A 24,742-nucleotide genomic window follows, 5' to 3' on the forward strand; every position below is an offset into this window, starting at 1 on the left:
AGAATCCATGCGAACAGATTATGACGTCGCCGTCGTCGGCGGCGGATTGCTCGGCTCCGCCATCGCCTGGGGCCTCGGGAGGCTCGGCAGACGCGTCGCCGTGCTCGACGAAGGCGACATCACCAAGCGCGCCTCGCGTGCCAACTTTGCGCTGGTCTGGGTGCAGAGCAAGGGCCTCGGCATGCCGGCCTATACGGTGTGGACTGTGCAGGCGTCGCAGGCGTGGGGCCGGCTCGCATCCGAGTTGAAGCAGCAGACTGGCCTCGATGTCTCTCTTCAGCAGAATGGCGGCTTTCATCTCACGCTCGGCGAGGACGAATTCGGCCAGCGCACCGAGCTGGTCAAGCGCATGCACAACCAGACAGGCGCCGCCGACTACAAGATGGAGATGCTGCCGGCGTCCGAGGTGAAGAAGGCGCTGCCGCTGATTGGGCCTGAAGTTTCGGGCGGCAGTTATTGTCCGCTCGACGGTCACGTCAATTCGCTGCGCACGTTTCGTGCGTTCCACACCGGCTTCAAGGCCTTCGGCATCGATTATCTTCCGGAGCGTCCGGTCTCGGCGATCAGCCAGAGCGGCGGTGAATTCCGCCTGACGACGCCGCAGGGCGAGCTCCGTGCCGCCAAGATCGTGCTCGCCGCCGGCAATGCCAACCAGACGCTGGCGCCGATGGTTGGTCTCTACGCCCCGATGGGCCCGACCCGTGGCCAGATCGTGGTGACCGAGCGCACCATGCCGTTCCTGCCGCATCCGCTGACCACGATCCGCCAGACCGACGAAGGCACGGTGATGATCGGTGACAGCAAGGAAGACGAGCTCGACGATCGTACGATGAAGCATTCGATCAGCGCCGTGATGACCGATCGCGCCCAGCGCATGTTTCCGCATCTCGCGCGGCTCAACGTGGTCAGGAGCTGGGCCGGCATCCGCGTCATGCCGCAGGACGGCTTTCCGATCTACGACCAGTCGGAGACGCATCCCGGCGCCTTCGTCGCCTGCTGCCATTCCGGCGTGACGCTCGCCTCCAACCACGCTTTCGAGATCGCGCGGATGGTCGAGCAGGGCGCGCTCGAGCCGGAGCTGGTCGGCGCGTTCTCGGCCAGCCGTTTTGGCGCCGCCGGTGCCGCGAACAACAGCGGCTACTAGGGATATTGAAGGAGCCAGGATGTTCAAACGATCCGAGCAGGACAAGCGGCCACCGGTGCAAATCTTCGTCGATGGCGTTGCCGTCGCCGCGCGGCAGGGCGACACCGTCTCTGCGGCGCTGCTGGCCTCGAGCTGCGATGCACGCCGTTCGACCGCGGTGAGCGGCGCGTTGCGTTTGCCCTATTGCATGATGGGCGTGTGCTTCGACTGCCTCGTCACCATCGACGGCGTCGGCAACCGACAGGGTTGCCTGGTGCCGGTCACCGAGGGCATGCAGATCGAGATTCAGAAGGGCAAGCGGGAGATCGGGAAATGACTGTGGCTCCCAAGCGCGAAGAATACGACGTCGTGGTGATAGGGGCCGGGCCTGCCGGCCTCGCCGCTGCTGCGACGTCCGCCGAAGCCGGCCTGTCGACGTTGCTGCTAGACGAGAATATCGGGCCCGGCGGCCAGGTGTTCCGCGCCATCGCCTCGACACCGGTGACCGAGCGCGATCAGCTCGGCGCTGACTATTGGGTGGGCGCAGATCTCGTGCGGGCGCTACGCGCAGGCAACGCCGAGGTCATCCACCGCGCCACCGTCTGGAGCCTCGACCGCAACCTCGACATCGCCGTCTCGGTCGGCGGCGCGTCCGCGTTCGTAAAGGCCAAGCGCGTGATCCTCGCGACTGGCGCACTGGAGCGGCCGTTCCCCATTCCCGGCTGGACGCTGCCGGGCGTGATGACCGCGGGCGCCGCGCAAACGATGTTGAAATCATCGGCCCTGGTGCCGGATGGCCGTACCGTGATTGCAGGGCAGGGGCCGCTGCTCTGGCTGCTCGCCGCGCAGATCTTGCGTCTCGGCGGTCGCATCGATCGCATTCTCGACACCACCGCGCGCGGCAATTATTTCGCGGCTCTCCCCCACGCCTTTGCCTTCCTGACCTCGCCTTATTTCGCCAAGGGCCTGTCGATGATGCGCGAGGTGAAGGCGAAGGTGCAGGTCGTGTCCGGCGTCACCGAGCTTGCGGCATCTGGCGACGGCCAGCTCGCGAGCGTAAACTATGTCGCCGGCGGCAAGCGCGAGACCGTCCTTGCGGATCTCTTGTTGCTGCACCAGGGCGTTGTGCCCAACGTCAATCTGGCGATGGCTGCCGGAATCGAGCATCGCTGGGATGATTTGCAATTGTGCTGGTCTCCGGTGCTCGATGTCAGCGGGAATTCGTCGGTCGCCGGTATTGCGATTGCCGGCGACGGCGCCGGCATCGGCGGCGCGAACGCAGCCGTGGTGCGCGGCCGCATCGCGGCGCGCTCGGCAGTGGAGGCGTTGGCGTCTACGGCTGCCACAAAGCTTGCGCCGATGGCAAGCCTCTGCGCCGATCTCGCCAAGGCCGAACGTGGCCGCGTTTTTCTCGACACGCTGTTCCGGCCGGTGCCGCAATTTCGCATTCCCGCGGGCGACACCATCGTCTGTCGCTGCGAGGAGGTTACGGCAAAGGATATTCTCGATGCCGTCGCGATCGGCGCGACCGGGCCGAACCAGCTCAAGGCCTATCGCCGCACCGGCATGGGTCCGTGCCAGGGCCGGCTCTGTGGCCTCACCGTCACCGAGCTGATGGCGCGGGCGCGGGGCAAGAGCCCGCAGGAGATTGGCTATTACCGGCTGCGCGCGCCGGTCAAGCCGATCACGCTCGCCGAGCTTGCCGCCGTTCCGAAGAGCGAAGACGACATCAAGGCGGTGGTGCGCGGATGACGAAAAACGTGGATGCGATCGTCGTCGGCGGCGGCATCCACGGGTGCTCGACTGCGCTGCATCTGTGTCTCGCCGGCCTGAAGCCGGTGCTGATTGAGAAGGACTATGCCGGCCGCCACGCCTCCGGCGTCAACGCAGGCGGCGTGCGCCAGCTTGCGCGGCACATCCCGGAAATCCCGCTTTCGATCCGCTCGATGGGAATCTGGGAGAAGATCACCGAGCTGCTCGACGACGATTGCAGCTTTGAGAGCTATGGTCAGGTCCTCGTCGCAGAGGACGAGGAGGAGCTCGCGGTCTGCCGTGCACGTGTGGCCGAGCTCAACGTGCTCGGCTTCACCCACGAGGAGCTGATCGATGCGGCCGAGCTGCGGCGCCTCGTGCCTGCGGTGGCCGAGACCTGTCCCGGCGGCGTGGTCTCGCGCCGCGACGGTGCGGCCAATCCCGCGCAGGCGACGACGGCGTTCCGTCGCAAGGCCGGGCAACTCGGTGCGACCGTTCGCGAGGGCATTGCCGCCACGAACATCCGGCACACCGATGGTCTCTGGCATGTCGATGTCGGCGCCGAGAGCTTTGCCGCGCCGGTGCTCGTCAATGCCGCCGGCGCCTGGGCCGGGACCATTGCAGCCGCGCTCGGTGAGCCCGTTCCGGTCGAGACCGTGGCGCCGATGCTGATGATCACCTCGCGCGTGCCGCATTTCATCGATCCAGTCGTGATCCTGCGCGGCCGCAAGCTCTCCTTCAAGCAATTGAAGAACGGCACGGTGCTGATCGGCGGTGGCCATCTGGCAACGCCGTACCGGGACCGCAACGAGACGGTGCTCGACTGGAAGAGCCTCGCGACCAGCGCCCGCACCGTGTTCGAGCTGTTCCCGGTCATGCGGAGCGCGACGATCGTCCGCGCCTGGGCCGGCATCGAGGCCAAGACCAAGGACGATCTGCCCGTGTTTGGACCGAGCAGCCGGCACAAGGGCCTCTATCACCAGTTCGGTTTCTCGCTGCACGGTTTCCAGCTCGGCCCCGGCGCGGGCGCCGTCATGGCGGAGCTGATCGTCAACGGCGGCACCCAGACTCGCATCGGCGATCTCGGCATCGACCGTTTCTATTCCCCCACGCTCTAGCAAAAGAGGACATCATGAGCATTACCCGCAGCATCCGCACGCCCATCATGCACCGCGCCGTCGAAGCCAACGGCTTCGTCTTCATTGGCGGCACCATCGCCGACGACACCTCGGTGTCGATGGGCGAGCAGACCCGCAACATCCTCGGCAAGATCGCCGGCTATCTGAAGGAAGCGGGTACCGACAAGTCGCGCGTCGTGAGCACCTCGATCTTCGTCACGGACCTTTCCAAGAAGAAGGAGATGGACGCGGTCTGGACTGAGTTCTTCGGCGACAATCTGCCGACCCGCGCCACCGTCGGTGTCGCCGATCTCGGCGGCAGCGCGCTGATCGAGGTCGTGGTCACCGCGCTCAAGGGCTGATCGCGCAGGCCAGCGGGGCACGTCAACGCTCCGCGCGCCGCCCTCCCTGCGAGCCTCGCCTTGATCTCGCCCTTCGATGAGATTAGTTAGAGAGCTCCTCAAAATAGGATATTCGAGAGCCATGGATTTTACCCCGACCGCAAAGCCGACCTGCCTTGCTCACGGGGAATTCCATGCCTGCTTCCATCATCCTGTCCAACCTGTCGCTGTCCACACCTGACGGCCGCTGTCTTTTCTCCAATATCGATCTGACGTTCCGAGCCGAGCGGACCGGCCTCGTCGGTCGCAACGGCGTCGGGAAGACGACGCTGCTTGCGTCGATTTCGCGAGAGCACATTCCTCCGTCGGGGCGCGTTGCCATCAACGGAACAGTTGGTCTGCTACGCCAGAACGTCCAGCCGCTTGCGGGCGCGAAGGTGATCGACCTGTTCGGTGCGCGAGCCGCGCTCGATCTTCTTCGCCGTGCCGAGCGCGGAGACGCCTCGGCCGAGGAGGTTTCCGAGGTCGATTGGACCCTCGAAACACGGCTTACGTCCGCCCTTGCGCGTGTCGGGTTCGACGTCGCTCCGGAGATCGAGCTCGACCGCCTGTCGGGCGGGCAGGTCACGCGGGTTCGTCTCGCCGCGCTGATCTTTGCGGAGCCGGACTTCCTGCTGCTCGACGAGCCCACCAACAATCTCGATCGGGAGGGACGCAAGGCGGTGATCGATTTCCTTGCCTCCTGGCGCGGTGGGGCGATTGTCGTCAGCCACGATCGGAGCCTGCTCGAAACCATGGATGCGATCGTCGAGCTGACGTCGCTCGGAGCTACGAGATACGGCGGCAATTGGAGCAGTTATTGCGAGCAGAAAGCCCTTGCGCTTGCGGCTGTCAGGCACGACCTCGCGCATGCCCAGAGGCGCCTGTCCGAGATCGACGGGAAAGCGCAGGAGGCCGCGGAGAGGAAAGCGCGCAAAGACAGCGGGGGCAAGAAGAAGCGCGCCAAGGGCGACATGCCGCGCATCCTGGCCGGCGCGCGCAAGGACCGTAGTGAAGACACCGGCGGCAAGAACGCGCAGATCGCCGAGCGGCGGCGCGCGGATGCGCTCGAGGCCGTCGATACGGCGCGCCGACGCATCGAGATTCTTCAGCCGCTGTCGGTGAAATTGCCCTCGACCCGGCTGCCGACGGGCAGGGAGGTGGTTTGGCTCGATCGCGTCAGCGCCGGCTATGGGCCGGATAGGGAAGTCTTGCGCGATCTATCGCTCGCGATCGTCGGTCCGGAGCGCGTGGCAATCGTCGGGCCCAACGGCTCAGGCAAGACGACGCTGCTGAAACTCGTCGCCGGCGAGTTGCATCAGCTCTCCGGCACCGTGCGGGTCAGGCCGGATCTTGCGCTGTTCGATCAGAAGGTCAGTCTGCTCGATCCCGCGATCTCCATCCTGGACAATTTTGGGCGCTTCCATCCGAAGGCGGGTGCAAATGAATGCCATGCCGCGCTGGCCCGGTTCATGTTTCGCGCCGATGCCGCCTTGCAGATCGTTGGACATTTGAGTGGCGGGCAGATGTTTCGCGCCGGCCTTGCCTGCGTGCTGGGCGGTGCGACGCCGCCGTCCCTGCTGATCCTCGACGAGCCGACCAATCATCTCGACATTGAATCCATCGAAGCCGTGGAAGCAGGTCTGAGGGCCTATGACGGCGCGCTGCTCGTCGTAAGTCATGACGAGGCGTTCTTGCAGGCGATCGGGATCACGCGCAGGGTCGAACTGGCCGGCTAAATCGGCTGCCCATCGTTGATTAACAAAAACCCGACGCCCTGCCCCCAGCGCGTCGGGTGGAAAAATATGAGTATCAATCCGTGATCCCAACGCAGCAGTTGTGACTCGCGTTGCGCCAATTTACCACTCCGGGAAACTACCGCGTTGGAACCGGACGCCGCCAAACCTGCCTCCAGCCTAGGAGGCGGCGCTGCCGCCGGGTTCAAGCGCCTCACCCATCTCCAGCGGATGGGCCATGGCCTCGTGCAGCGCGTCGCGGTCGAGCTCGCCTTCGGAGATGCTGATGACGACGCAGGCGACGCCGTTACCGATCAGATTGGTCAGCGCGCGGCACTCGCTCATGAACTTGTCGATGCCGACCAGAATCGCGATCGACTGGATCGGGATGTCGGGCACGATCGAGAGTGTTGCCGCGAGCGTGATGAAGCCCGCCCCGGTCACGCCCGAGGCGCCCTTCGAGGTGATCATGGCGATGCCGAGAATGCCGAGCTCCTGCCAGATGGTCAGATGGGTATTGGTCGCCTGCGCCAGGAACAGCGTCGCCAGCGTCATGTAGATGTTGGTGCCGTCGAGGTTGAAGCTGTAACCGGTCGGAATGACGAGGCCGACCACCGAGCGCGAGGCGCCGAGATGCTCCATCTTCTGGATCATCTGCGGCAGCACAGTCTCCGACGACGAGGTGCCGAGCACGATCAGGAGCTCGTCCTTGATGTAGGCGATGAAGCGCAGGATCGAGAAGCCGGCGAGCCTTGCGATCGCCCCCAGCACGACCAGCACGAACAGCATGCTGGTGAGATAGAACGTGCCGATCAGGGCGGCGAGGTTGAGCAGCGAACCAAGGCCGTAGGCGCCGACGGTGAACGCCATCGCGCCGAACGCCCCGATCGGAGCGACGCGCACGATGATGCGGATGATGCCGAAGAACATCTTTGCGGCCTTGTCGATCGCCTCGGCGATGGGCTCGCCGGCCTTGCCGAGAAAGGCGATGGCGAAGCCCGACAGGATTGAGATCAGCAGCACCTGCAACAGATCGCCACGTGCGATGGCGCCCAGATAGCTGTCGGGGATGATCGCCAGCAGATGGGCGACGATGCCTTCTTCCTTGGCCTTGGTGACGTAGGTCGCCACCGATTTCGGGTCGATCGTGGCGGGATCGATGTTGAAGCCGTGTCCGGGCTGGAGCACCTCGCCGACCAGCAGGCCGATCGCGAGCGCGACGGTCGAGACGGTCTCGAAATAGATCAGCGACTTCAGCCCGACCCGGCCAACGCGCTTGAGGTCGCCCATCGAGGAGATGCCGTGCACCACCGTGCAGAAGATCACCGGCGCGATCATCATCTTGATCAGCGCGATGAAACCGTCGCCGAGCGGTTTCAGGGCCTTGCCGAGATCAGGATAGAAATAGCCGATGAGCACCCCGAGCGCGATCGCGATCAGCACCTGGATGTAGAGGATCTTGTACCAGGGCTGGTGCCGGCGGTGGATGGCTGGCTGGATCGCAATCTGTGTCATAGAATAGGCCCCGGAACGTATTGATCTTGTTTGATTTGCATCATGTGATGGCCGCCGCAGAAGCGACAATCACATTTTTGTCTGTTCGCACGAAGATCGGTCGCTGCACCGCAACTGGGGGGAACATGCCGATTGCAACGGGCTCCGAACAGCGAGCGCAAGGCTATTTTCCGCGTTGGACTCTGAAGTCCTCCGGCGTGATCATGCCCGAGGAGCGGCTGCCGCTTGGCCAGACCGTCGTCTCCGGTCTCCAGCATTGCGTCGCAATGTCGGGCTCGACGATCATCGCGCCGCTGCTGATGGGGTTCGATCCCAATGTTGCGGTGCTGTTTTCCGGCATCGGCACGCTGATCTTCTTTGTCATGGTCGCGGGACGCGTGCCGAGCTATCTCGGATCGAGCTTCGCGTTCATCGCGGTGGTCATCGCCGCCACCGGCTACGCCGGGCAAGGGCCGAACCCGAACCTGTCAGTTGCGCTTGGCGGCATCGTCGGGGCCGGCGTCCTCTACGGCGTGATCGCGCTGATCGTGATGTGGTCGGGGGTTGGCTGGGTCGAGTGGCTGTTGCCGCCGGCCGTCACCGGCGCTGTGGTCGCCGCGATCGGCCTCAACCTCGCGCCCGTGGCGGTCAAGGCGGTGAGCGCCAATGCGTTCGACACAGGAATCGGGCTCGCGACCGTTCTGATCATTGGCGTGGTTGCCGTTGCGGCACCTGGCCTGTGGCGCCGCCTGCCGATCATCCTCGGCGCGATCGGCGGATATCTCTTGTACCTGCTGTTCGCGAACGGCCTCGGCTTCGGCAAGCCGATTGACTTCACCCCGCCTGCGGCTGCGCCGTGGATCGGCCTGCCGAGTTTTACCACGCCGACCTTCCAGACCGATGCGATGGTCCTAATTGCGCCGGTTGCGATCATTCTCGTCGCCGAGAACCTCGGTCACATCAAGGCCGTCGGCGCCATGACGGGCCGGAGCCTCGATGACTATCTCGGCCGCGCCTTGCTCGCCGACAGCCTCGCGACCATCGTGGCGGCCTGCGGCGGCGGCACCGGCGTTACCACCTATGCCGAAAACATCGGCGTCATGGCGGCCACGAAGGTCTATTCGACCTTGCTGTTTGCCTTCGCGGCGGTGGTGTCGATCGTGCTCGGCTTCTCGCCGAAATTCGGCGCGCTGATCTTGTCGATCCCGGGTCCCGTCATCGGTGGGCTCTCGATCGTGCTGTTCGGATTGATCGCCGCGATGGCCGGCCGGATCTGGGTCGAGAACGAGGTCGACTTCTCAAGTCCGGCAAACCTGATCACCGTGGCGGTCGCGCTCACCGCAGGCGCCGGCGACCTCACGCTCAAATTCGGCGCCTTCACGATCGGCGGGATCGGCACCGCAACCTTTGGCGCCATCATCCTGTACCAGATACTGACTTCGCCATTCGCGCGCCGCGTCGAATGAATCGCAGTGATGCGCTGAGGGATGGAACAAAAAGCCGGTTCCGTCGCTGATCAGGGCATCCCGGAGAGAACCCATGCCACAAACCGATCGCTCGACCTCGTTTCACTCACGTCTTGTCGGCCAGTACGCGCTGGTGACCGGCGCCTCCCAAGGCATCGGCCGCGCCGTCGCCATCCGGCTTGCCCAGGAAGGCGCGACCGTCGCCATCAACTATTTCGGTCACCCTGAAGGGGCTGAGGAGACACTCGCGCTCGCGCGGACGGCATCGGGTGATCGCGGCCACGGCAGGCTCGATCACATCATCGTCAAGGCCAATGTCGGCAATGAACAAGACGTCGCCGCGATGTTCGAGACGATTCTGGCGCGCTGGAAGCGCCTCGACTGCCTCGTCAACAATGCCGGCTTCCAGCGGGAATCGCCGAGCGAAGCGCTCGACATCGAGACCTACCGCCGCATCATCGACGTCAATCTCAACGGCGCCGTGTTCTGCGCCCAGAAGGCGCTCGCGCATTTCGTCGCGCGCGGCGCAGGCGGCAGCATCATCAACTGCTCGAGTGTGCACCAGATCATTCCAAAACCTGGCTATCTGGCTTATTCGATCAGCAAGGGCGGCATGGCCAATCTGACGCGCACGCTGGCACTGGAATTCGCCGGCCGTGGCATTCGCGTCAATGCGGTCGGCCCCGGTGCGATCGACACCCCGATCAATGCGGCCTGGATCGGCGATCCGGAAAAGCGCGGCGTGGTCAGCAGCCACATTCCGCTGGGCCGCGTCGGCACTCCGGAAGAGATCGCCGCCGTGTTCGCCTTCCTCGCGTCGGACGATGCCAGTTACATCACCGGGCAGACCGTCTATGCCTGCGGAGGCCTGACGCTGTTTCCTGAGTTCCGGGACAACTGGGCGAGCTAGCAAAGATCACGAGCGTCCTTGCAGTTCTCGCGGTCTGCCTGCGGCGCCGACGCTCATCGTCGAGACTTTTCGCGATGCAATCCAGCAACAGTCGGAAAAAAGCGGGCTGTCGGCGCCGCACGCGCGGACGAACTCAACCGAACGGTTGATGTCCTGTCCTGTCCGTGGCCCTGTCCCACGATTGTGGCAGCTTGGACCAGTGGAGAGCGACAAGATGCCGATCAGTTGTCCGCAATCGGAAGCGACCGATGGGGGCAGCTTGCACCGCTCTTCGCCCCGCATTGACCGCGACGCTTCCGGCGTAATCGCTGCGCTGGTCAACTTGGCGGCTCTCACGGCCATGGCTCTGCTCCTCGGAATGTCTCCGGCCGCCGCCCAGTGCTATTCCAGTGGAAACTCTTTCCAAGGCACCTGCTCGGCCCAAGGGACTCCCGGCTCCAACGGGATCGCAGTCGGCGATAATACCCGAGCCGACCAGCTATCCACCGCCTTTGGCGACCACGCAATTGCGCTTAACGACAGCGCGACCGCGGTGGGCCATGACGCGGTGGCCAACTCCTTCGGCGTGTCGATGGGCACAAATGCCGGTCTATCGACGGTTAACCAGGGCGGCACCAGCATCGGTACCAACTCCAATAGCACGGCGGCCGGTGCCGGCAGGTGGAGTACGGCAATTGGCTCGGGTGGCACCGGCAACGGTCCCAGTTCGCTCGGAAACTACAGCGTCGCGATCGGGGGCGGCGACGGTAGTTTTTTCGGAACGGGCGCAACGTCGGGTGGATTTGGGTCGGTTGCGATCGGCCTCAGCAGTTCCTCGGGTGGCGCTTCATCAACAGCCATCGGGAACGCCGCTAACGCCAGCAACACCAACTCGACCGCGGTGGGCAACGCGGTGACCGCAAGCGGCGGCAATTCCTTCGCGGCCGGCAACAACTCCCACGCCACCGGGACGAGCGCTGTCGCGATCGGCGACGGCGCAACCGCCGGCACGGGCGCAAATGCGATTGCCATCGGCACCGGTGCAGTTTCGACCGGATCGATTGCCGTCGGCGCTGATTCGGCGGCGGCGCTCGGCAACACCGCCGTTGGCGATGGGGCAAAGGCAAGTGCCGCCGCCGGCAGTTCCGCATTCGGCAACGGTGCTGTTGCGTCGGCATCCAATGCCACCGCAATCGGCGCTGGCAGCAACGCTACCGCTGCCGGCGCGGCGGCCTATGGACAGGGCAGCACTGCGTCTGCCGCGAGCGCAACGGCAATCGGTTCTGGCGCCACCGCGGGATTCTCGAACTCCACCGCCATCGGCTCCGGTGCGACAGTAACTGCTGCCAACCAGGTCGCGATCGGGACCGCCAGCAACACCTATCGCATGGCCGGCGTCGCCTCGGCGGCGAGCCTGGCGGCACAGAGTGGACCGGTGTCTTTCGTGACGACCGACGCGGCCGGCAATCTGGCAACGTCGAGCTTCAATCCGGCGAACATCGCCTCACTGCAGTCGCAGGTGACCTCCTTGCAGTCGCAAGTGATGGACAACCGGCTCGAAGCCCGCAGCGGAACCGCGGTCGCGCTCGCGGCCGGCTCGATGCCGGCGCTGCAACAGGGGCGCAAGTTCGCGCTCTCGGCCGGCTACGGCAATTTCGAGGGCGCCAACGCGTTTGCGGTCGGTGCAACGGCACTGCTCTATGACGGCAAGAGCTATGCTATTATCGCCAATGCCGGCGGCGGCATTGGACTCGAGCGCAGCGTTGCAGGTGGACGTGGTGCTGTCTCGATCCAGTGGTAGGAAGGACCCGTTCGTCATGACGCTGCGTTGGTTGAGCGCGGGCCTTGGTCTTCCGATTGCCGGTCTTTTGATCCTGGGGGCGGTGACGACCTCTGCGCAGCAGACGCCGCCGCAGCCTCACCAGACGCCGCTGTCGCAGCAGCAGGCGGCCAAACCCGCCAATATCGACCGCAACGGCGTGCTGATGCTGATCCGTTCGACGCTGCTTGCGCTCGACCATGCCAACAAGACCGGGAACTACACCGTGCTGCGCGATCTCGGTGCGCCCGGCTTCCAGATCAACACCGCCGCAAAACTTGCGGAGATCTTCGCCAAGCAGCGCGGCGACAAGCTCGATCTCTCCGGCCTTGCCGTGATCGATCCGCAATTGTCGCTGCTGCCGCAGATCGAGCCGAACGGGCTCCTGCACATGGCAGGATTTTTTCCGTCGGTGCCATCCCAGATGAATTTCGAACTGATGTTCGCGCCGGTCGAAGGACAATGGCGTGTGTTCGGCGTGTCATTGTCGGTGGGGCAGTCCGCACCGGTGGCGCCCGCCGCTCCTGAAGCTGGGCCTGGCAAGGCGCTCGTCTCACAGAAGCAATCCGCCCCGCCTAAGCCGGGCGCGCCTGCGAAACAGCCTCTGGTCTCGACTCAATGAGGGACGAGGTGCGGATGCCGAATCTGTTGTTCGACATGTCGGAGAGCCGGCCGTGATATCCGAAGCCGCTCTGCTTTCAGAGCTGATCGGCCTGATTTACGACGCCGCGCTCGATCCCGCCTTGTGGCCGCGCGCCCTCGAACAGGCCTGCCTGTTTGTCGGCGGGTCCTCCGGCGCCCTGTTCTGGCATGACGCGGCCACCGAACAAACCGCAGTGCTGCACCTCTTCAATGAGGAGCCGGACTACACAAAGCTCTATCTCGAGAAATATCTCGCCTTGAACCCATGCTTTCCAGCGGCCACTTTCTGCGAGGCTGGTCTCGTCTATGCATCAACAGACTTCGTCCCCTTCGAGGAGATGGTGGCGACGCGCTTCTACGAAGAGTGGATGAAGCCGCAGGGCATGATCGATGCGCTAGGGCATGATCGATGCGCTCGGGTCGAATCTGGAGAAGGGCGCAACCTATTCATCGATCGTCAGTGTCCGGATGCATGAGAAAGACGGTCTCGCCGACGCTGATGCCCGCAGCCGGTTTGCGCTGATCGTGCCGCACTTCCAGCGCGCGGTCTCGATTGGCCGGCTGTTCGATCAGAACAGGGCGACACAGGCGGTGTTGACCCAGACGCTTGACAGCGTCACGGCCGCCGTCTTTCTGGTTGGTCCCAACGGACGTCTCGCCTTCACCAACGCGCCCGGACGCGCGATGCTGGACGAGGCTGCGCTGCTCACGGAAAGAAACGGAACGTTGTTCGCTGTTGCCCTCGACGCTCAGCGCGCGTTGCGCGAAGCGCTTGTCGCCGCGGAGAACGGCAACATGCCGACAGACAGCGGCGGCTCGATTCCGCTCGGGACCTCGCAAGGCCGCTGGTTTGCCAACGTGCTGCCGTTGACCTCGGGGGACCGGCGGCGTACCGGCGCGCTGCATTCCGCGGTTGCCGCGGTGTTCGTGCGCAAGGCCTCGCCGGCAAGCCCGCCGCCGCTGGAGGCGCTTGCAAAACTCTACAGGCTCACCGCAAGCGAGGTCCGCCTGATCGACGCCGTCATGAGGGTGAGCGGGATCAAGGCGCTGGCCGAGTTGCTCGGGCTGACGCAGGCGACCGTCAAGACACACCTCCACAACGTCTTCCGCAAGACCGGTACGGCGCGGCAGAGCGAGCTCGTGAAGCTGATTGCGGGATTCGACCGGTCCGAACGGCCGTGATCTGGCAAAACCCGCCTGCGCGGACTACATCTGCGTCATGGCAAATGATCCACTGGCAAATCATCCGCTCCAGGATTTCGTCGGCCGGCACGAACGTCTGTTCGTGCTGACCGGCGCCGGCTGCAGCACCAATTCTGGCATTCCCGATTATCGCGACAGTCACGGCAACTGGAAGCGGACCCAGCCGGTGAACTTCCAGGCTTTCATGTCGGAAGAGCATACGCGTCGGCGCTATTGGGCGCGCAGCCTGATCGGCTGGCGGCGGTTCGGCCAGGCGAGGCCGAACGATGCGCATCACGCGCTCGCCCGGCTCGAGGCGAGCGGGCGTTGCGGAATGCTGCTGACCCAGAACGTCGACCGGCTGCATCAATCCGCCGGCCACCGCGAGGTAATCGACCTGCACGGCCGGCTCGATCTGGTCCGCTGCATGGGTTGCGGCCAAAAGACGCCGCGGAGCGAATTCCAGGAGATGCTCGGCCGCGCCAATGCGGAATGGTTGACGCTCGATGCCGCCGATGCCCCCGACGGCGATGCGGACCTGGAGCATGCGGATTTTTCGTCGTTCAAGGTGCCTCCTTGCGAAGCTTGCGGCGGCATCCTCAAGCCCGATGTCGTGTTCTTCGGCGAGAACGTCCCGCGCGACGTGGTCGCTACCGCGCAGGATCATCTGGCGCAGGCCGACGCCATGCTCATCGTCGGCTCGTCACTGATGGTGTATTCCGGCTTCCGCTTCGTGCAGGCTGCCGCGCAACGGCAAATCCCGATCGCTGCGGTCAATCTCGGACGCACCCGCGCCGATGATCTCCTCACGCTCAAGGTCGAGGAGCGCTGCGAAGCGGCGCTTGCATTCCTGCTCTGATCGCGCGGGCTGCGAACACGCCTTGCCTATTGCATGGGTGCCAAGCAGAATAGCTGGACACAGCATGTTCCTGTCGCCCATGGCATGGAAATTGCTGCGCTTTTGTCCTCAGTCTTGACGATCAGCACGGAGAATTTGGAATGCTTGAGGGAGCCGAGGTGCGGCTTGCCGTTGATATCGGTGGCACGTTCACCGACATCGTGCTGGACGTGGGGCAGGATCGCAAGACGCGCAAATTGCTGACGACGCCGCAGCGGCCCGAACAGGCGGTGCTCGATGGCATGCGGCTCATTCTCGCCGATGCGCGCGCCCATATCAGCGACATCGACGTCTTCATTCACGGCACAACGCTCGCGACCAACGCCATCATCGAGCGTCGCGGCGCGAAGACGGCGCTGATCGCGACCGAGGGCTTTCGCGACGTGCTCGATATCGGCACCGAGAGCCGCTACGACCAGTATGACCTCTCCATCGACAAGCCGAAGCCGTTGGCGCCGCGGTCCCTGCGCTTCACGGTGCCGGAGCGTATCGACGCCCACGGTGCCGTCCGCCTCCCGCTGGACGAAGCGGCGGTGCGTGCGCTCGCGCCAAGATTGCGCGCGCTGAACGTCGAGAGCGTCGCGGTCGCCTTCCTGCACTCTTACGCCAATCCCGAGCACGAGCGCCGCACGGCCGCGATCATCAGTGAGGAGATGCCCGGCATTTCCGTGACCGTATCGTCCGCGGTGTGCCCGGAGATCCGCGAATATGAGCGGACATCGACGGCGGTAGCCAACGCCTATGTGCAGCCGCTGATCGATGGTTATCTCGCCCGCATGTCCGACGCCTTGCAGGTCGAGCAGTACCGCGGCGCGATCTATCTCGTCACCTCCGGCGGCGGTGTCACCTCGATCGAGACGGCGCGGCGCTTTCCGGTGCGCCTCGTCGAATCCGGTCCCGCCGGCGGCGCCATTTTCGCGGCGCAGATCGCGGCGCGTCTCGGCGAGAGCAAGGTGCTGTCTTTCGACATGGGCGGCACCACGGCAAAGATCTGCCTGATCGAAAAATACCAGCCCGAGACCTCGCGCGTGTTCGAGGTCGATCGCGCAGCGCGCTTCCTGAAAGGTTCGGGTCTGCCGGTGCGGATTCCCGTGATCGAGATGGTCGAGATCGGCGCCGGCGGCGGCTCGATCGCTCATGTCGACGCGATGAAGCGCGTCACGGTCGGTCCCGAAAGTGCCTCGTCGGAGCCAGGGCCCGCCTGCTACGGCCGCGGCGGCCTGCGCCCGGCCGTGACGGATGCCGACGTTGCGCTCGGCATGATCGATCCCGACGATTTCGCGGGTGGAACGATCAAGCTCGACCCTGAACTCTCGAAGCAGGCGCTGCTGCGCAGCGTCGGCGAGCCGCTCGGCCTGTCGGCGGAAACCGCGGCCTATGCCGTGCACGAGGTCGTCTGCGAGAATATGGCGAGCGCGGCGCGCGTGCATGCGGTGGAGCGCGGTGAGATTGTCGGGCAGCACACGCTGATCGCCTTCGGGGGCGCGGCGCCACTGCATGCGGCGCGGGTCGCCGAGAAGATCGGTGTCTCCCGCGTGATCGTCCCTTCCAATGCCGGCGTGGGTTCGGCCGTGGGCTTCCTTGCGGCTCCGATCGCCTATGAGCTGGTGCGCAGCCGTCATGTGCGGCTCGACGATTTCGACACCGAGGGGGTCTCCGACCTGCTCCAGGAGATGGTGACCGAAGCGCGTGCGCTGGTCGAGTCGGGCGCGGCCGGTGCGCCAGTGCGCGAGCGCCGCGCGGCCTTCATGCGCTATGTCGGTCAGGGCCATGAGATCACGGTCGAGCTGCCGAACCGGCGGCTGACGACGGCCGATCTGGCCGGCCTGCGCCAGAAGTTCGAAGCGGATTATGCGGCGATGTTCGAGCGGTCCATCCCGGGTGCGGCGATCGAGGTGTTGAGCTGGTCCGTGCTCGCGACGACCGAGGCGCGCAATCCGGCCACGGTCGCGGCCGTTACGCGCAAGCCGGCCGGGAAGGCGACCGGCAGCCGCAAGTTCTTCGACGGTCGTGCAGGGGAGGTGATCGAGATCCCGCTCTACCGCCGCGAGGACATGGCGCCGGGCGCGACGATTGCGGGTCCCGCGGTGATCGCCGAGGACGAGACCTCGACGTTCGTCTCCAACAGTTTTGATGCCCATATCGACGGTGCCGGCAGCATCGTCATGGAACGGAAGGCGGCCTGATCATGAGCAAGGCAAGCGGCGCGAGCCTGATCGACCTCCAGATCATGTGGCACCGGCTGATCGCCGTGGTCGAGGAGCAGGCGCAGGTGCTGCTCCGTACCGCCTTCAGCCCGATCGTGCGCGAATGCGGCGATCTCTCGGCCGGCGTGTTCGACCTCAAGGGACGGATGCTGGCGCAGGCGGTGACGGGCACCCCCGGCCACGTCAATTCGATGGCTGAATCGGTCAAGCACTTCATCGCCCACTTTCCGATCGAGACGATGAAGGAGGGCGACGCCTACATCACCAACGATCCCTGGATGGGCACCGGGCATCTCAACGATTTCGTCGTCACCACACCCTGCTTCAAGGACGGCAAGCCGGTCGCGCTGTTTTCCTGCACCAGCCATCTCATGGACATCGGCGGCATCGGCTTCGGGCCCGACGCCACCGACGTGTTCATGGAAGGGCTCTATATCCCCATGCTGAAGCTGATCGACCAGGGTGTCGTCAACGAGACACTGATGGCGATGATCCGCACTAACACGCGGCTGCCGATCGACACCGAGGGCGACACCTACTCGCTCGCCGGCTGCAACGACGTCGGCTGCGAGCGTCTGGTCGAGATGATGACCGAGTTCGGCATCGACACCCTCGATACGCTCGGCGACTATATCTGCGACCGCTCGCGCGAGGCCGTGCTGGCCGAGATCGCCAAGCTGCCGAAGGGCACCTGGCGCAACACCATGGTGGTCGACGGCTATGATGCGCCGGTCTCGCTCGAGGCGACGCTGACGATCTCGGACGAAGGCATTCACGTCGATTTCGACGGCACCTCGGCCGCATCGAGGTTCGGCATCAACGTGCCTCTGTCCTACACCATCGCCTACACCGTGTTCGGTCTCGGCTGCGTCGTCGCCTCGCAGATCCCGAACAATGCCGGCTCGCTCTCGCCGCTGACGGTGTCGGCTCCCCCGGGCGCGATCCTCAATGCGCCGAAGCCGGCGCCGGTCGCCTCGCGTCACATCATCGGCCAGATGCTGCCCGACGTCGTGTTCGGCTGCCTGCGCCAGATCATTCCCGAGCGCGTGCCCGCCGAAGGCACATCGTGCCTGTGGAATCTCAACGTGCGCGGACAGACCCGCTCGGGCGCCGGCGGCAATTACGGATTCTCGATGGCGGTGACCTCCAATGGCGGCACCGGCGCGCGCTTCGCGAAGGACGGGCTGTCGGCGACCGCCTATCCCAGCGGCGTGCGCGGCACGCCGGTCGAAATCGCCGAGACGCAGACGCCGCTGATCTTCTGGCGCAAGGAATTGCGTCCGGATTCCGGCGGGGCAGGGCGCACCCGCGGCGGCCTCGGCCAGATCATCGAGGTCGGCAGCGGCGTCGATGCGCCGTTCGACATCCTGGCGGCATTCGACCGCATCGATCATCCGCCACGTGGTCGCGATGGCGGCAAGAACGGCGAGGCCGGCTATGTCGGCCTGAAGTCCGGCAAGAAGCTGCGTGGAAAAGGCTTTCAGCAGGTGCCGCCAGACGACCGGCTGGTGGTGCTGACACCAGGCGGCGCCGGCATCGGCGATCCCCGGGAGCGCGCGCCGACAGCCGTCAACGACGACATCGAAAGCGGCCTCGTGTCTGCCGACAACGCGCTTGCAGTTTATGGGCATACGCGATGACGCCGCAGGCGTCGTGCGCGTAGCAAACGGAGGGGCTCAATGATCACGCGACGGAATTTTACGGCGGGCGCAGCGACGCTGCTCGCAGCCGGCCACATCTCGCCCCCCGCGCGAGCTGCGACGGTGAGCTGGGACATGTCGACGGTATGGCCCGACGGCAATTTCCACACCCAGAACGCGTTTGCCTTCGCGGAGGAGGTGAAGAAGCAGAGCGGCGGCTCGGTCGCAATCACCGTGAAGGCCGGTGGACAGCTCGGCTTCAAGGGCCCCGAGCATCTGCGCGCCGTGCGCGACGGCCTGGTGCCGCTCGCCGACGTCCTCAACATCCAGCAGGTCGGCGACGAGCCCTTCATGGGCGTCGAAAGCATTCCCTTTCTCTGCGGCTCGATGGACGAATTGAAGGTGCTGCACAAATATGTGCGGCCCGAATACGAGAAGGTCGCCGCGCGCAACAACCAGAAAATCCTCTACATCGTGCCCTGGCCGACGCAATATCTGCATCTCAAGGTCAAGGTCGCCGATGTCGACGGCTTGAAGAACATCAAGATCCGCGTACCCGACAAGAACGCCGTCGACATGCTGGCCGTGGTCGGCATGGCGCCGGTGATGATTCCCTGGGGCGAGACCATCCCCGCGCTGGCCTCCGGCGCGGTCTCCGGTGTCTCCACCTCGGCGGTGTCGGGCGTCGACGGTAAATTCTGGGAATTCCTGAAATACATCTACCCGACCAACCACGTCTGGTCGTCGCAGATGCTCACCGTCAATCTCGATTCCTGGAAGGCACTGAGCGCCGATCAGCAACAGCTCGTCGCCGGCATTGCCGCCAAGATGGAGCCGGGCTTCTGGGCGAACTCCCTCAAGGCGGACGTCGACAGCCTCAACCGGCTCAAGGAAGGCGGCATGGAGGTGGTGCCGATCTCGGAGGCCATGATCACGGACATTCGCGCCAAGACCGCGCCGCAGCTCGACGCTTTCGTCAAGCGCGTACCGGCGGCCGACAAGCCGGTGCGGGCCTATCTCGCCGAAATGAAGCGCTGAGGACTTGCAGTGGCGGATGTTTTGCCTGCGTCGTTTAAAAGTCTCAACGCGCCGGCGCCAGCGCCGCTGCGCATCCTGCTTGACGGCATCGACCGTCTCGGCCGGCTGGACGGGTGGATCGGAGGCGGTTGCCTCTTGATGCTGACGCTGCTGATGCTGTGCGAGGTCGCAACGCGCTTCCTCTCGAACTTCCTGCCGTTCTTTCCGCCCACGATCTCGATCGCGTGGGAGTATTCCTCCTATCTGATGGCGGCGTCCTTCACCTTCGGCGCCGCCATGACCCTGCGCGTCGGCGGCCATATCCGTGTCGTGCTGCTGCTGAAGAACGTCCCCGCTCCGTTTCAGCGCGCGATCGAAATCCTGTCGGCCGCCGCGGGCTTCGCCTTCATGGCCTTCCTGACATCGTCGATGGCGAAGTTCGCCTTCGGCGCCTATGTGCGCGGCCAGGTTTCGACCTCGAGCGACACCCCGCTGTGGTTTCCGCAGGCCGTCGTCACCTTTGGCATGCTGCTGCTGACGCTCCAGTTCCTGGCGCGCGCGATCCAGGCCGTGCTCGGCCTGCCGCTGGAGGATCACCGCATGAAGGCCTCGCCCGTCGAATGATCGCCCACGCGCCAGCCAGCGGACACCGGATTCCATGACCATCGAAGTCGTTGCACTCTTTGCGATCCTGTTTGCGCTTCTGGCCTGCGGCGTCTGGATCGGCCTGACGCTTGCGCTCACTGCGACGCTGCTGCTGGCGATATTCCGCTCGATCCCGCTCGACAAGCTGCTGCCGCAATACGCCTGGAACATCCTGACCACGCAGGAGCTGCTGGCGTTGCCGCTGTTCATCCTGATGGGCGAGCTGCTGTTTCGCACCCGTCTGTCGCGTTCGCTGTTCCAAGGGCTCGCGCCCTGGGCGGGGCTTCTGCCGGGTCGTCTTCTGCATGTGAACGTGATCGGCTGCACCATCTTCGCGGCGATCTCCGGCTCGTCGGCGGCGACGACGCAGGTGATCGGCCGTATGTCGGTCAACGAACTGCTGCGCCGTGGCTATTCCCGCGACATCGCGATCGGCTCGCTCGCCGGCGCCGGCACGCTCGGCTTCTTGATCCCGCCGTCCAACATCATGATCATCTACGGCGTGCTCGGCGACGTCTCGATCCTGAAACTGTTCACCGCCGGCGTGCTGCCCGGACTGTTGCTGGCGGCCACCTTCATGGGGTGGGTGATGCTGCACACGTCCCTCAACCCCAGCATGGTGCCTGAGACGGAAGCCAAGCTCTCGCAGGTGCCATGGCGCGAACGTTTTGCGGCGCTGAAGGATCTCGCGCCTGCGCTGTTCCTGATCGCCTGCGTGCTCGGCTCGATGTATGGCGGGCTGGCGACGCCGTCGGAGGCCGCCGCGGTCGGCGTGCTCGGCGCGGCGCTGGTCGCCTGGGCGCAGGGCTCGATGTCGCAGCAGGTGATCCGCGACGTGCTGATCGGCTCGGTCGTGACCTGCTCGATGATCGCACTGATCGTGCTCGGCGCCTCGATCCTCGGCAACGCCGCGGCCTTCCTTGGCATCCCGCAGGCCGTCGCCGCCTTCGTGAAGGGCTTGGGGTTATCGCCCTTCATGCTGATCGTGGTGCTGATTATCTTCTATCTGATCCTCGGCTGTTTCCTCGACGGCTTCTCGATGATCGTGATGACGTTGCCGATCGTGCTGCCGATCGTGAAGGGCGCGGGCTTCGACGAGATCTGGTTCGGCATCTTCCTCGTGCTGGCGGTCGAGATGGCGCAGATCACGCCGCCGGTCGGCTTCAACCTGTTCGTCATCCAGGGCCTGACCGACGATGGCCTCGGCTACATCGCGCGCGTCACGATGCCGTACCTGCTCATCATGGTGGGCTTCGTGCTGTTGCTGACGCTCTGGCCCGGCATCGTCACGATCCTTCCGCGCGTGCTGTACGGGTAAATCCTTCCTCGGGCCTTGCCGCTATCGCCGCCCGCAGCAGTCTGAGACTGTGAGGCCAAACGAACCGGTCAGCGCAACTGACGTTTGCAATCCGCGCCGCGCGTCAAATTCGCGCCGTGCGCGTGTTCCATCTTTGCGCTCCTCGTCATCCGGCGTACGCTGCTGGAGCGAGGATAAGCGCAACTGCAACCAGTCCAGAGACGTAGCACCTTTTGGCGATGTCCGCCGAGAGAGATCGAGAGCCGTCGGCGGCTCGTATGCGATGGAGAAGGCCGACAGAGAGCGGACTGCAGCATCCCTCGCGGTGGCGTCTGTGAGACGCAAGTTAAACAGCCATAAAAGCGGGAGGAACGGATGAGGAAGCGTTGGTGTAAGTCTGGTCTACCTCTTATTGCCGGCGCGACGCTGATGGTGTCGTCGGCCTTGGCCCAGTCCGTGGATACTGCGCGGATCGAGAACGGCGGTCAGAACGATTGGCTGACCTATCACGGTTCATACAAATCCTATCACTACAGCCCGTTGGCGCAGATCAACGCAAACAACGTCGGCAATCTGAACGTTGCCTGGACCCATATTCCAGGACGCTCGACCCGCGGCCTGCAATCGATGCCCCTCGCGGCGGATGGCGTGCTCTATTACTCGGGTTCTTACAGCCGGGTTTTTGCGCTCAACGGCGCGACAGGCGAGGTGATCTGGTCCCATTTTCCGGAGCTGGACGAGGCCCTGATCTCCCGTCAGACCCATTCCCCCTACAATCGCGGCGTAGCGCTCGGCGAGGGCAAGGTTTTCGTCGGCACCATGGATGGCAGGGTTCTTGGCCTGGATATGAAGTCGGGGAAGGTCCTCTGGGAAACCAGGTTGATCGACTCGCAGAAGCTCACGGTCGGTTTCACCGGTGCACCGCTTTACGCGAAGGGTACGGTGATCATCGGAGCGCAAGGCGGTGAATGGCCGGGCCGCGGCCCGATCTTCGGCCTGGATGCCACCACCGGGAAGAAGAAGTGGGAGTTCTTGACCGTCGCCGGCACCGACGAGGCCATGAAGACGTGGGGAAACGATTCCTGGCGCACCGGCGGGGGTGGCGGCTGGATGCCGGGCACTTACGATTCCGAGACCAACACAATCCTGTGGGGCACCGCAAACCCGGCGCCGCTCTACGATTGGTCGGGCGCCGATTACAAGACGCAAGGCGCGCGTCCCGGCGACAATCTCTACACGAGTTCGGTGATCGGTCTCGACGTCGATACCGGCAGGCTGAAATTCCATCATCAGGAATTGCCGCACGACGCCTGGGACTTCGACAGCGCGGTCGGCGAGTTTGTGATGCTCGAACGCGACGGTCAGAAGTTCGTGGTTCACCCGAACAAGGGCGGTTTCGTCTTCGTCTATGACCGCAATCTCGCCGTGAAGAACGTCTGGCGGCTCGTTGAGAACATCAATTTCGTCAAGGATATCGATCCCAAGACGGGTGCCTTGATCGGCCGTCGCGACTTCAGCGCCGGGAAGGTCACCGAACCGCCGCTGTGCCCCTTCATTGGCGGCGGCGTCAGCTGGAACGCCGGCTCCTACAACCCGAAGACCGGCCTGTACTACAAAATCGGCCAGGAATGGTGCATGACGCTCGACGTCCAGAAGACGACGCCGGTTACAGCGCCCCAAGTCCAGCTCAACATTGGCGCCGATTTCAAGATGGTACCCCCTCCGGGCGGAGAGATTTATGGACATCTCGACGCGCGCGACCCCATCACCGGTGCGAAGAAGTGGGAGGTTCGCTATCCCGAGCCGCCGCTCGGAAGCGTGCTGTCAACTGCGGGCAATCTCGTATTCGTGCCCGACTCCCGCGGCATCCTTCATGCCTACGATGCCGAAACCGGGGCTGAGCTGTGGAGTCACAACAACGGCACCGGCCACCAGGGCGGCATCGTCAGCTATTCCGTCAATGGCAAGCAATACATTGCCGTAGTCGCTGGCTTTGGCGGCATGCTGGCGGACGAATACGCGCCAAACTTCGGCGGCGCCTACAAGAGCATGCCGCGTGATGACGGGGCGCTTGTCGTCTTCAGCTTGAAATAGATCATCGCAGATTGCCGGGGAGCAGGCGCAAGCTTGCTTCCCGTGCATTGGAATTTCCGGGTGTGCTTCAGGACTCGTGCTTCAGGACTCGTGCTTCGGGACGTGGCGCTTCAGGATATGGAGCTGGATACCTTGAACTTGCATTTCAAGAAGATCACCGCGCTGCTATCGGCGGTGCTGGGCGCCTCGTCGCTGTATGCCGCACCGGTTCAGGCGCAGTCTGCCACTCCCGTACCCGACAACGGGACGCTCGACGTCGAGCAGTTATTCGCAGGGACTTGCGGCTTTTGTCACTCTGCTGGCGGTCGGGCCGCCGGCAAGGGACCGCAACTGATGAATTCGCCGCGCGACGACGACTATCTGCACAGCCGCATCAAGAACGGCAAGTCTGGTGCGATGCCGGCATTCGGCGGGGCCTTCACCGACGCGCAGATCGACCAGATCGTCAAATATATCCGCGCCCTGAAGCCGCGCGAGGGCTGAATGACCAGCCGATGTCGATACGAGAACGCGGAATGAAGGCAGTTCTCCCGCTTGTGGTCAGCGCCGCGATCGGATTGCTGAATCCTGCGCAGGGGCGGACCCTGGACGCGATCCGCGCGTCCGGTGTGCTCGGATTATGCGCCCATCCGAACTCGCTTCCGTTCGCAAGCAAGGCGGCCGATCCACCCGGCTTTCAGATCGAATTGGGCGAGGCGCTGGCACACGAGCTCGGCGTCTCGCTGCGTCTCGACTGGATCATCACCCAGTACCAGATGCGGAGCGCCGGATGCGACATCGTTCTGGACGTCATCGCCAACCGCGAAGCGCAGGGTGAAACCCGCTTGAGACTCTCAAAACCGTATTACCGCACGGGCGTCGCGCTCGCCGTCCCCTCATCCAGCGCGCTGGCCTCGTTCCAGAGCCTCAACGAGCATACCAAGGTCGGGGTGCAGGTCGGATCCGTCGCGGCCATGATCATCAGTCAACGGCACGTCCCGACGTCGACTTTCGGCTTCGAGAGCGACAGCCTCGATGCCTTGTCAAACCATGAGATCGATGCCGCGGCGGTCACCCCCACCGCGGCGAGTTATTTCAATCTGACGCATCCGGACAAGGCATTTCGCATCCTGGATCGCGACGAGTCCATAGCCGATCTCAACTGGAACGTCGCAATCGGCATGGTCCGTCCGGATGATGCATTGCGCGACACCATCGATGGAGCGGTTGAACGGCTGCGAAGCGACGGCGCGATCGATCGGATATACGGCCGCTACGGGGTCGTACTGCAGACACCGAAATAGCCAATTGTTCCGGACGCGGTCAGTCGCGCTTTAACCCGTCGTCCCGGCCGCATTGGCCGG

The 24,742-nt window shown here is 64.4% G+C and carries 22 protein-coding genes; 21 read left to right on the plus strand and 1 reads right to left on the minus strand.

Annotated features, from left to right (window positions below; translation table 11 throughout):
- Positions 1–7: 7 nt before the first annotated feature.
- The 6 genes from IVB40_RS04110 to IVB40_RS04135 all read left to right on the plus strand — a co-directional run bounded on the left by IVB40_RS04110 (position 8) and on the right by IVB40_RS04135 (position 6,112).
- The gene (locus tag IVB40_RS04110) at positions 8–1,144 is read left to right on the plus strand and encodes an FAD-dependent oxidoreductase (RefSeq protein WP_247818156.1); all 1,137 of its coding nucleotides are present in this window, start codon (positions 8–10) and stop codon (positions 1,142–1,144) included.
- 19 nt (positions 1,145–1,163) lie between these two features.
- The gene (locus IVB40_RS04115; protein ID WP_027570302.1) at positions 1,164–1,460 is read left to right on the plus strand and encodes a (2Fe-2S)-binding protein; all 297 of its coding nucleotides are present in this window, start codon (positions 1,164–1,166) and stop codon (positions 1,458–1,460) included.
- Positions 1,457–2,875: an NAD(P)/FAD-dependent oxidoreductase gene (locus tag IVB40_RS04120; protein WP_247818157.1), complete on the plus strand. Its 1,419-nt coding sequence runs from the start codon at positions 1,457–1,459 to the stop codon at positions 2,873–2,875. Before IVB40_RS04115 ends, IVB40_RS04120 begins: the two co-directional genes overlap by 4 nt.
- Positions 2,872–3,993 carry an FAD-dependent oxidoreductase gene (locus tag IVB40_RS04125; protein WP_247818158.1) on the plus strand — a complete coding sequence of 374 codons (1,122 nt, stop codon included), beginning with the start codon at positions 2,872–2,874 and terminating at the stop codon, positions 3,991–3,993. Before IVB40_RS04120 ends, IVB40_RS04125 begins: the two co-directional genes overlap by 4 nt.
- A gap of 14 nt (positions 3,994–4,007) precedes the next feature.
- Positions 4,008–4,355: a RidA family protein gene (locus IVB40_RS04130; protein WP_007596366.1), complete on the plus strand. Its 348-nt coding sequence runs from the start codon at positions 4,008–4,010 to the stop codon at positions 4,353–4,355.
- A gap of 173 nt (positions 4,356–4,528) precedes the next feature.
- A complete protein-coding gene (locus IVB40_RS04135) occupies positions 4,529–6,112 on the plus strand; it encodes an ABC-F family ATP-binding cassette domain-containing protein (protein WP_247818159.1) in 1,584 nt (527 codons plus the stop codon).
- Positions 6,113–6,289: 177 nt separating this feature from the next.
- Here the strand turns inward: IVB40_RS04135 and IVB40_RS04140 are convergent, their stop codons facing one another.
- Positions 6,290–7,624, minus strand: a complete 1,335-nt coding sequence (locus IVB40_RS04140; RefSeq protein ID WP_027570306.1) for a dicarboxylate/amino acid:cation symporter — start codon at positions 7,622–7,624, stop codon at positions 6,290–6,292.
- A 125-nt stretch (positions 7,625–7,749) separates the two neighbouring features.
- On the opposite strand from IVB40_RS04140, the gene IVB40_RS04145 reads away from it, so the two are divergent.
- The 15 genes from IVB40_RS04145 to IVB40_RS04215 all read left to right on the plus strand — a co-directional run bounded on the left by IVB40_RS04145 (position 7,750) and on the right by IVB40_RS04215 (position 24,682).
- On the plus strand, positions 7,750–9,069 hold the full coding sequence (locus IVB40_RS04145) for a solute carrier family 23 protein (RefSeq protein ID WP_247818160.1): 1,320 nt from the start codon (positions 7,750–7,752) through the stop codon (positions 9,067–9,069).
- Positions 9,070–9,142: 73 nt separating this feature from the next.
- Positions 9,143–9,979 (plus strand): SDR family oxidoreductase, encoded by an 837-nt coding sequence (locus IVB40_RS04150; RefSeq protein ID WP_247818161.1) that lies wholly within the window; start codon positions 9,143–9,145, stop codon positions 9,977–9,979.
- A 340-nt stretch (positions 9,980–10,319) separates the two neighbouring features.
- Entirely contained in the window at positions 10,320–11,759 is a 1,440-nt protein-coding gene (locus IVB40_RS04155) for a hypothetical protein (RefSeq protein WP_247818162.1), read from the plus strand.
- A 16-nt stretch (positions 11,760–11,775) separates the two neighbouring features.
- Positions 11,776–12,399, plus strand: coding sequence for a hypothetical protein (locus IVB40_RS04160; protein ID WP_247818163.1), 624 nt, complete (start codon positions 11,776–11,778; stop codon positions 12,397–12,399).
- Positions 12,400–12,451: 52 nt separating this feature from the next.
- Complete coding sequence (locus IVB40_RS04165) at positions 12,452–12,895, plus strand: hypothetical protein (protein WP_247818164.1); 444 nt, start codon at positions 12,452–12,454, stop codon at positions 12,893–12,895.
- A complete protein-coding gene (locus IVB40_RS04170; RefSeq protein WP_247818165.1) occupies positions 12,822–13,601 on the plus strand; it encodes a LuxR family transcriptional regulator in 780 nt (259 codons plus the stop codon). Before IVB40_RS04165 ends, IVB40_RS04170 begins: the two co-directional genes overlap by 74 nt.
- Positions 13,602–13,638: 37 nt before the next feature.
- A complete protein-coding gene (locus IVB40_RS04175) occupies positions 13,639–14,460 on the plus strand; it encodes an NAD-dependent protein deacetylase (protein ID WP_247818166.1) in 822 nt (273 codons plus the stop codon).
- 140 nt (positions 14,461–14,600) lie between these two features.
- On the plus strand, positions 14,601–16,685 hold the full coding sequence (locus IVB40_RS04180; protein ID WP_247818167.1) for a hydantoinase/oxoprolinase family protein: 2,085 nt from the start codon (positions 14,601–14,603) through the stop codon (positions 16,683–16,685).
- A gap of 2 nt (positions 16,686–16,687) precedes the next feature.
- Positions 16,688–18,346 (plus strand): hydantoinase B/oxoprolinase family protein, encoded by a 1,659-nt coding sequence (locus IVB40_RS04185; protein ID WP_247431774.1) that lies wholly within the window; start codon positions 16,688–16,690, stop codon positions 18,344–18,346.
- Between the two features lie 39 nt (positions 18,347–18,385).
- On the plus strand, positions 18,386–19,384 hold the full coding sequence (locus tag IVB40_RS04190; protein ID WP_247818168.1) for a TRAP transporter substrate-binding protein: 999 nt from the start codon (positions 18,386–18,388) through the stop codon (positions 19,382–19,384).
- A gap of 9 nt (positions 19,385–19,393) precedes the next feature.
- The gene (locus IVB40_RS04195; protein WP_247818169.1) at positions 19,394–19,987 is read left to right on the plus strand and encodes a TRAP transporter small permease; all 594 of its coding nucleotides are present in this window, start codon (positions 19,394–19,396) and stop codon (positions 19,985–19,987) included.
- A 34-nt stretch (positions 19,988–20,021) separates the two neighbouring features.
- Positions 20,022–21,326: a TRAP transporter large permease subunit gene (locus tag IVB40_RS04200; RefSeq protein WP_247818170.1), complete on the plus strand. Its 1,305-nt coding sequence runs from the start codon at positions 20,022–20,024 to the stop codon at positions 21,324–21,326.
- Positions 21,327–21,680: 354 nt separating this feature from the next.
- A complete protein-coding gene (locus tag IVB40_RS04205) occupies positions 21,681–23,399 on the plus strand; it encodes a PQQ-binding-like beta-propeller repeat protein (protein WP_027570317.1) in 1,719 nt (572 codons plus the stop codon).
- A 117-nt stretch (positions 23,400–23,516) separates the two neighbouring features.
- Positions 23,517–23,882, plus strand: a complete 366-nt coding sequence (locus IVB40_RS04210) for a cytochrome c (RefSeq protein ID WP_247358245.1) — start codon at positions 23,517–23,519, stop codon at positions 23,880–23,882.
- A 32-nt stretch (positions 23,883–23,914) separates the two neighbouring features.
- Positions 23,915–24,682: a transporter substrate-binding domain-containing protein gene (locus IVB40_RS04215; protein WP_247818171.1), complete on the plus strand. Its 768-nt coding sequence runs from the start codon at positions 23,915–23,917 to the stop codon at positions 24,680–24,682.
- Positions 24,683–24,742: the final 60 nt, after the last annotated feature.

The sequence above is a fragment of the Bradyrhizobium sp. 40 genome, assembly GCF_023100925.1.
GTDB lineage: Bacteria > Pseudomonadota > Alphaproteobacteria > Rhizobiales > Xanthobacteraceae > Bradyrhizobium.

What these genes read in the sequence shown, in the direction of transcription:
- IVB40_RS04155 (WP_247818162.1), top strand. Translation starts at nt 10,320, where the DNA reads ATGGCTCTGCTCCTCGGAATGTCTCCGGCCGCCGCCCAGTGCTATTCC.
- IVB40_RS04170 (WP_247818165.1), top strand. Translation starts at nt 12,822, where the DNA reads ATGATCGATGCGCTCGGGTCGAATCTGGAGAAGGGCGCAACCTATTCA.
- IVB40_RS04150 (WP_247818161.1), top strand. Translation starts at nt 9,143, where the DNA reads ATGCCACAAACCGATCGCTCGACCTCGTTTCACTCACGTCTTGTCGGC.
- IVB40_RS04115 (WP_027570302.1), top strand. Translation starts at nt 1,164, where the DNA reads ATGTTCAAACGATCCGAGCAGGACAAGCGGCCACCGGTGCAAATCTTC.
- IVB40_RS04205 (WP_027570317.1), top strand. Translation starts at nt 21,681, where the DNA reads ATGAGGAAGCGTTGGTGTAAGTCTGGTCTACCTCTTATTGCCGGCGCG.
- IVB40_RS04125 (WP_247818158.1), top strand. Translation starts at nt 2,872, where the DNA reads ATGACGAAAAACGTGGATGCGATCGTCGTCGGCGGCGGCATCCACGGG.
- IVB40_RS04175 (WP_247818166.1), top strand. Translation starts at nt 13,639, where the DNA reads ATGGCAAATGATCCACTGGCAAATCATCCGCTCCAGGATTTCGTCGGC.
- IVB40_RS04215 (WP_247818171.1), top strand. Translation starts at nt 23,915, where the DNA reads ATGAAGGCAGTTCTCCCGCTTGTGGTCAGCGCCGCGATCGGATTGCTG.
- IVB40_RS04160 (WP_247818163.1), top strand. Translation starts at nt 11,776, where the DNA reads ATGACGCTGCGTTGGTTGAGCGCGGGCCTTGGTCTTCCGATTGCCGGT.
- IVB40_RS04190 (WP_247818168.1), top strand. Translation starts at nt 18,386, where the DNA reads ATGATCACGCGACGGAATTTTACGGCGGGCGCAGCGACGCTGCTCGCA.
- IVB40_RS04135 (WP_247818159.1), top strand. Translation starts at nt 4,529, where the DNA reads ATGCCTGCTTCCATCATCCTGTCCAACCTGTCGCTGTCCACACCTGAC.
- IVB40_RS04145 (WP_247818160.1), top strand. Translation starts at nt 7,750, where the DNA reads ATGCCGATTGCAACGGGCTCCGAACAGCGAGCGCAAGGCTATTTTCCG.
- IVB40_RS04110 (WP_247818156.1), top strand. Translation starts at nt 8, where the DNA reads ATGCGAACAGATTATGACGTCGCCGTCGTCGGCGGCGGATTGCTCGGC.
- IVB40_RS04140 (WP_027570306.1), bottom strand. Translation starts at nt 7,624, where the DNA reads ATGACACAGATTGCGATCCAGCCAGCCATCCACCGCCGGCACCAGCCC.
- IVB40_RS04130 (WP_007596366.1), top strand. Translation starts at nt 4,008, where the DNA reads ATGAGCATTACCCGCAGCATCCGCACGCCCATCATGCACCGCGCCGTC.
- IVB40_RS04120 (WP_247818157.1), top strand. Translation starts at nt 1,457, where the DNA reads ATGACTGTGGCTCCCAAGCGCGAAGAATACGACGTCGTGGTGATAGGG.
- IVB40_RS04180 (WP_247818167.1), top strand. Translation starts at nt 14,601, where the DNA reads ATGCTTGAGGGAGCCGAGGTGCGGCTTGCCGTTGATATCGGTGGCACG.
- IVB40_RS04210 (WP_247358245.1), top strand. Translation starts at nt 23,517, where the DNA reads ATGGAGCTGGATACCTTGAACTTGCATTTCAAGAAGATCACCGCGCTG.
- IVB40_RS04185 (WP_247431774.1), top strand. Translation starts at nt 16,688, where the DNA reads ATGAGCAAGGCAAGCGGCGCGAGCCTGATCGACCTCCAGATCATGTGG.
- IVB40_RS04200 (WP_247818170.1), top strand. Translation starts at nt 20,022, where the DNA reads ATGACCATCGAAGTCGTTGCACTCTTTGCGATCCTGTTTGCGCTTCTG.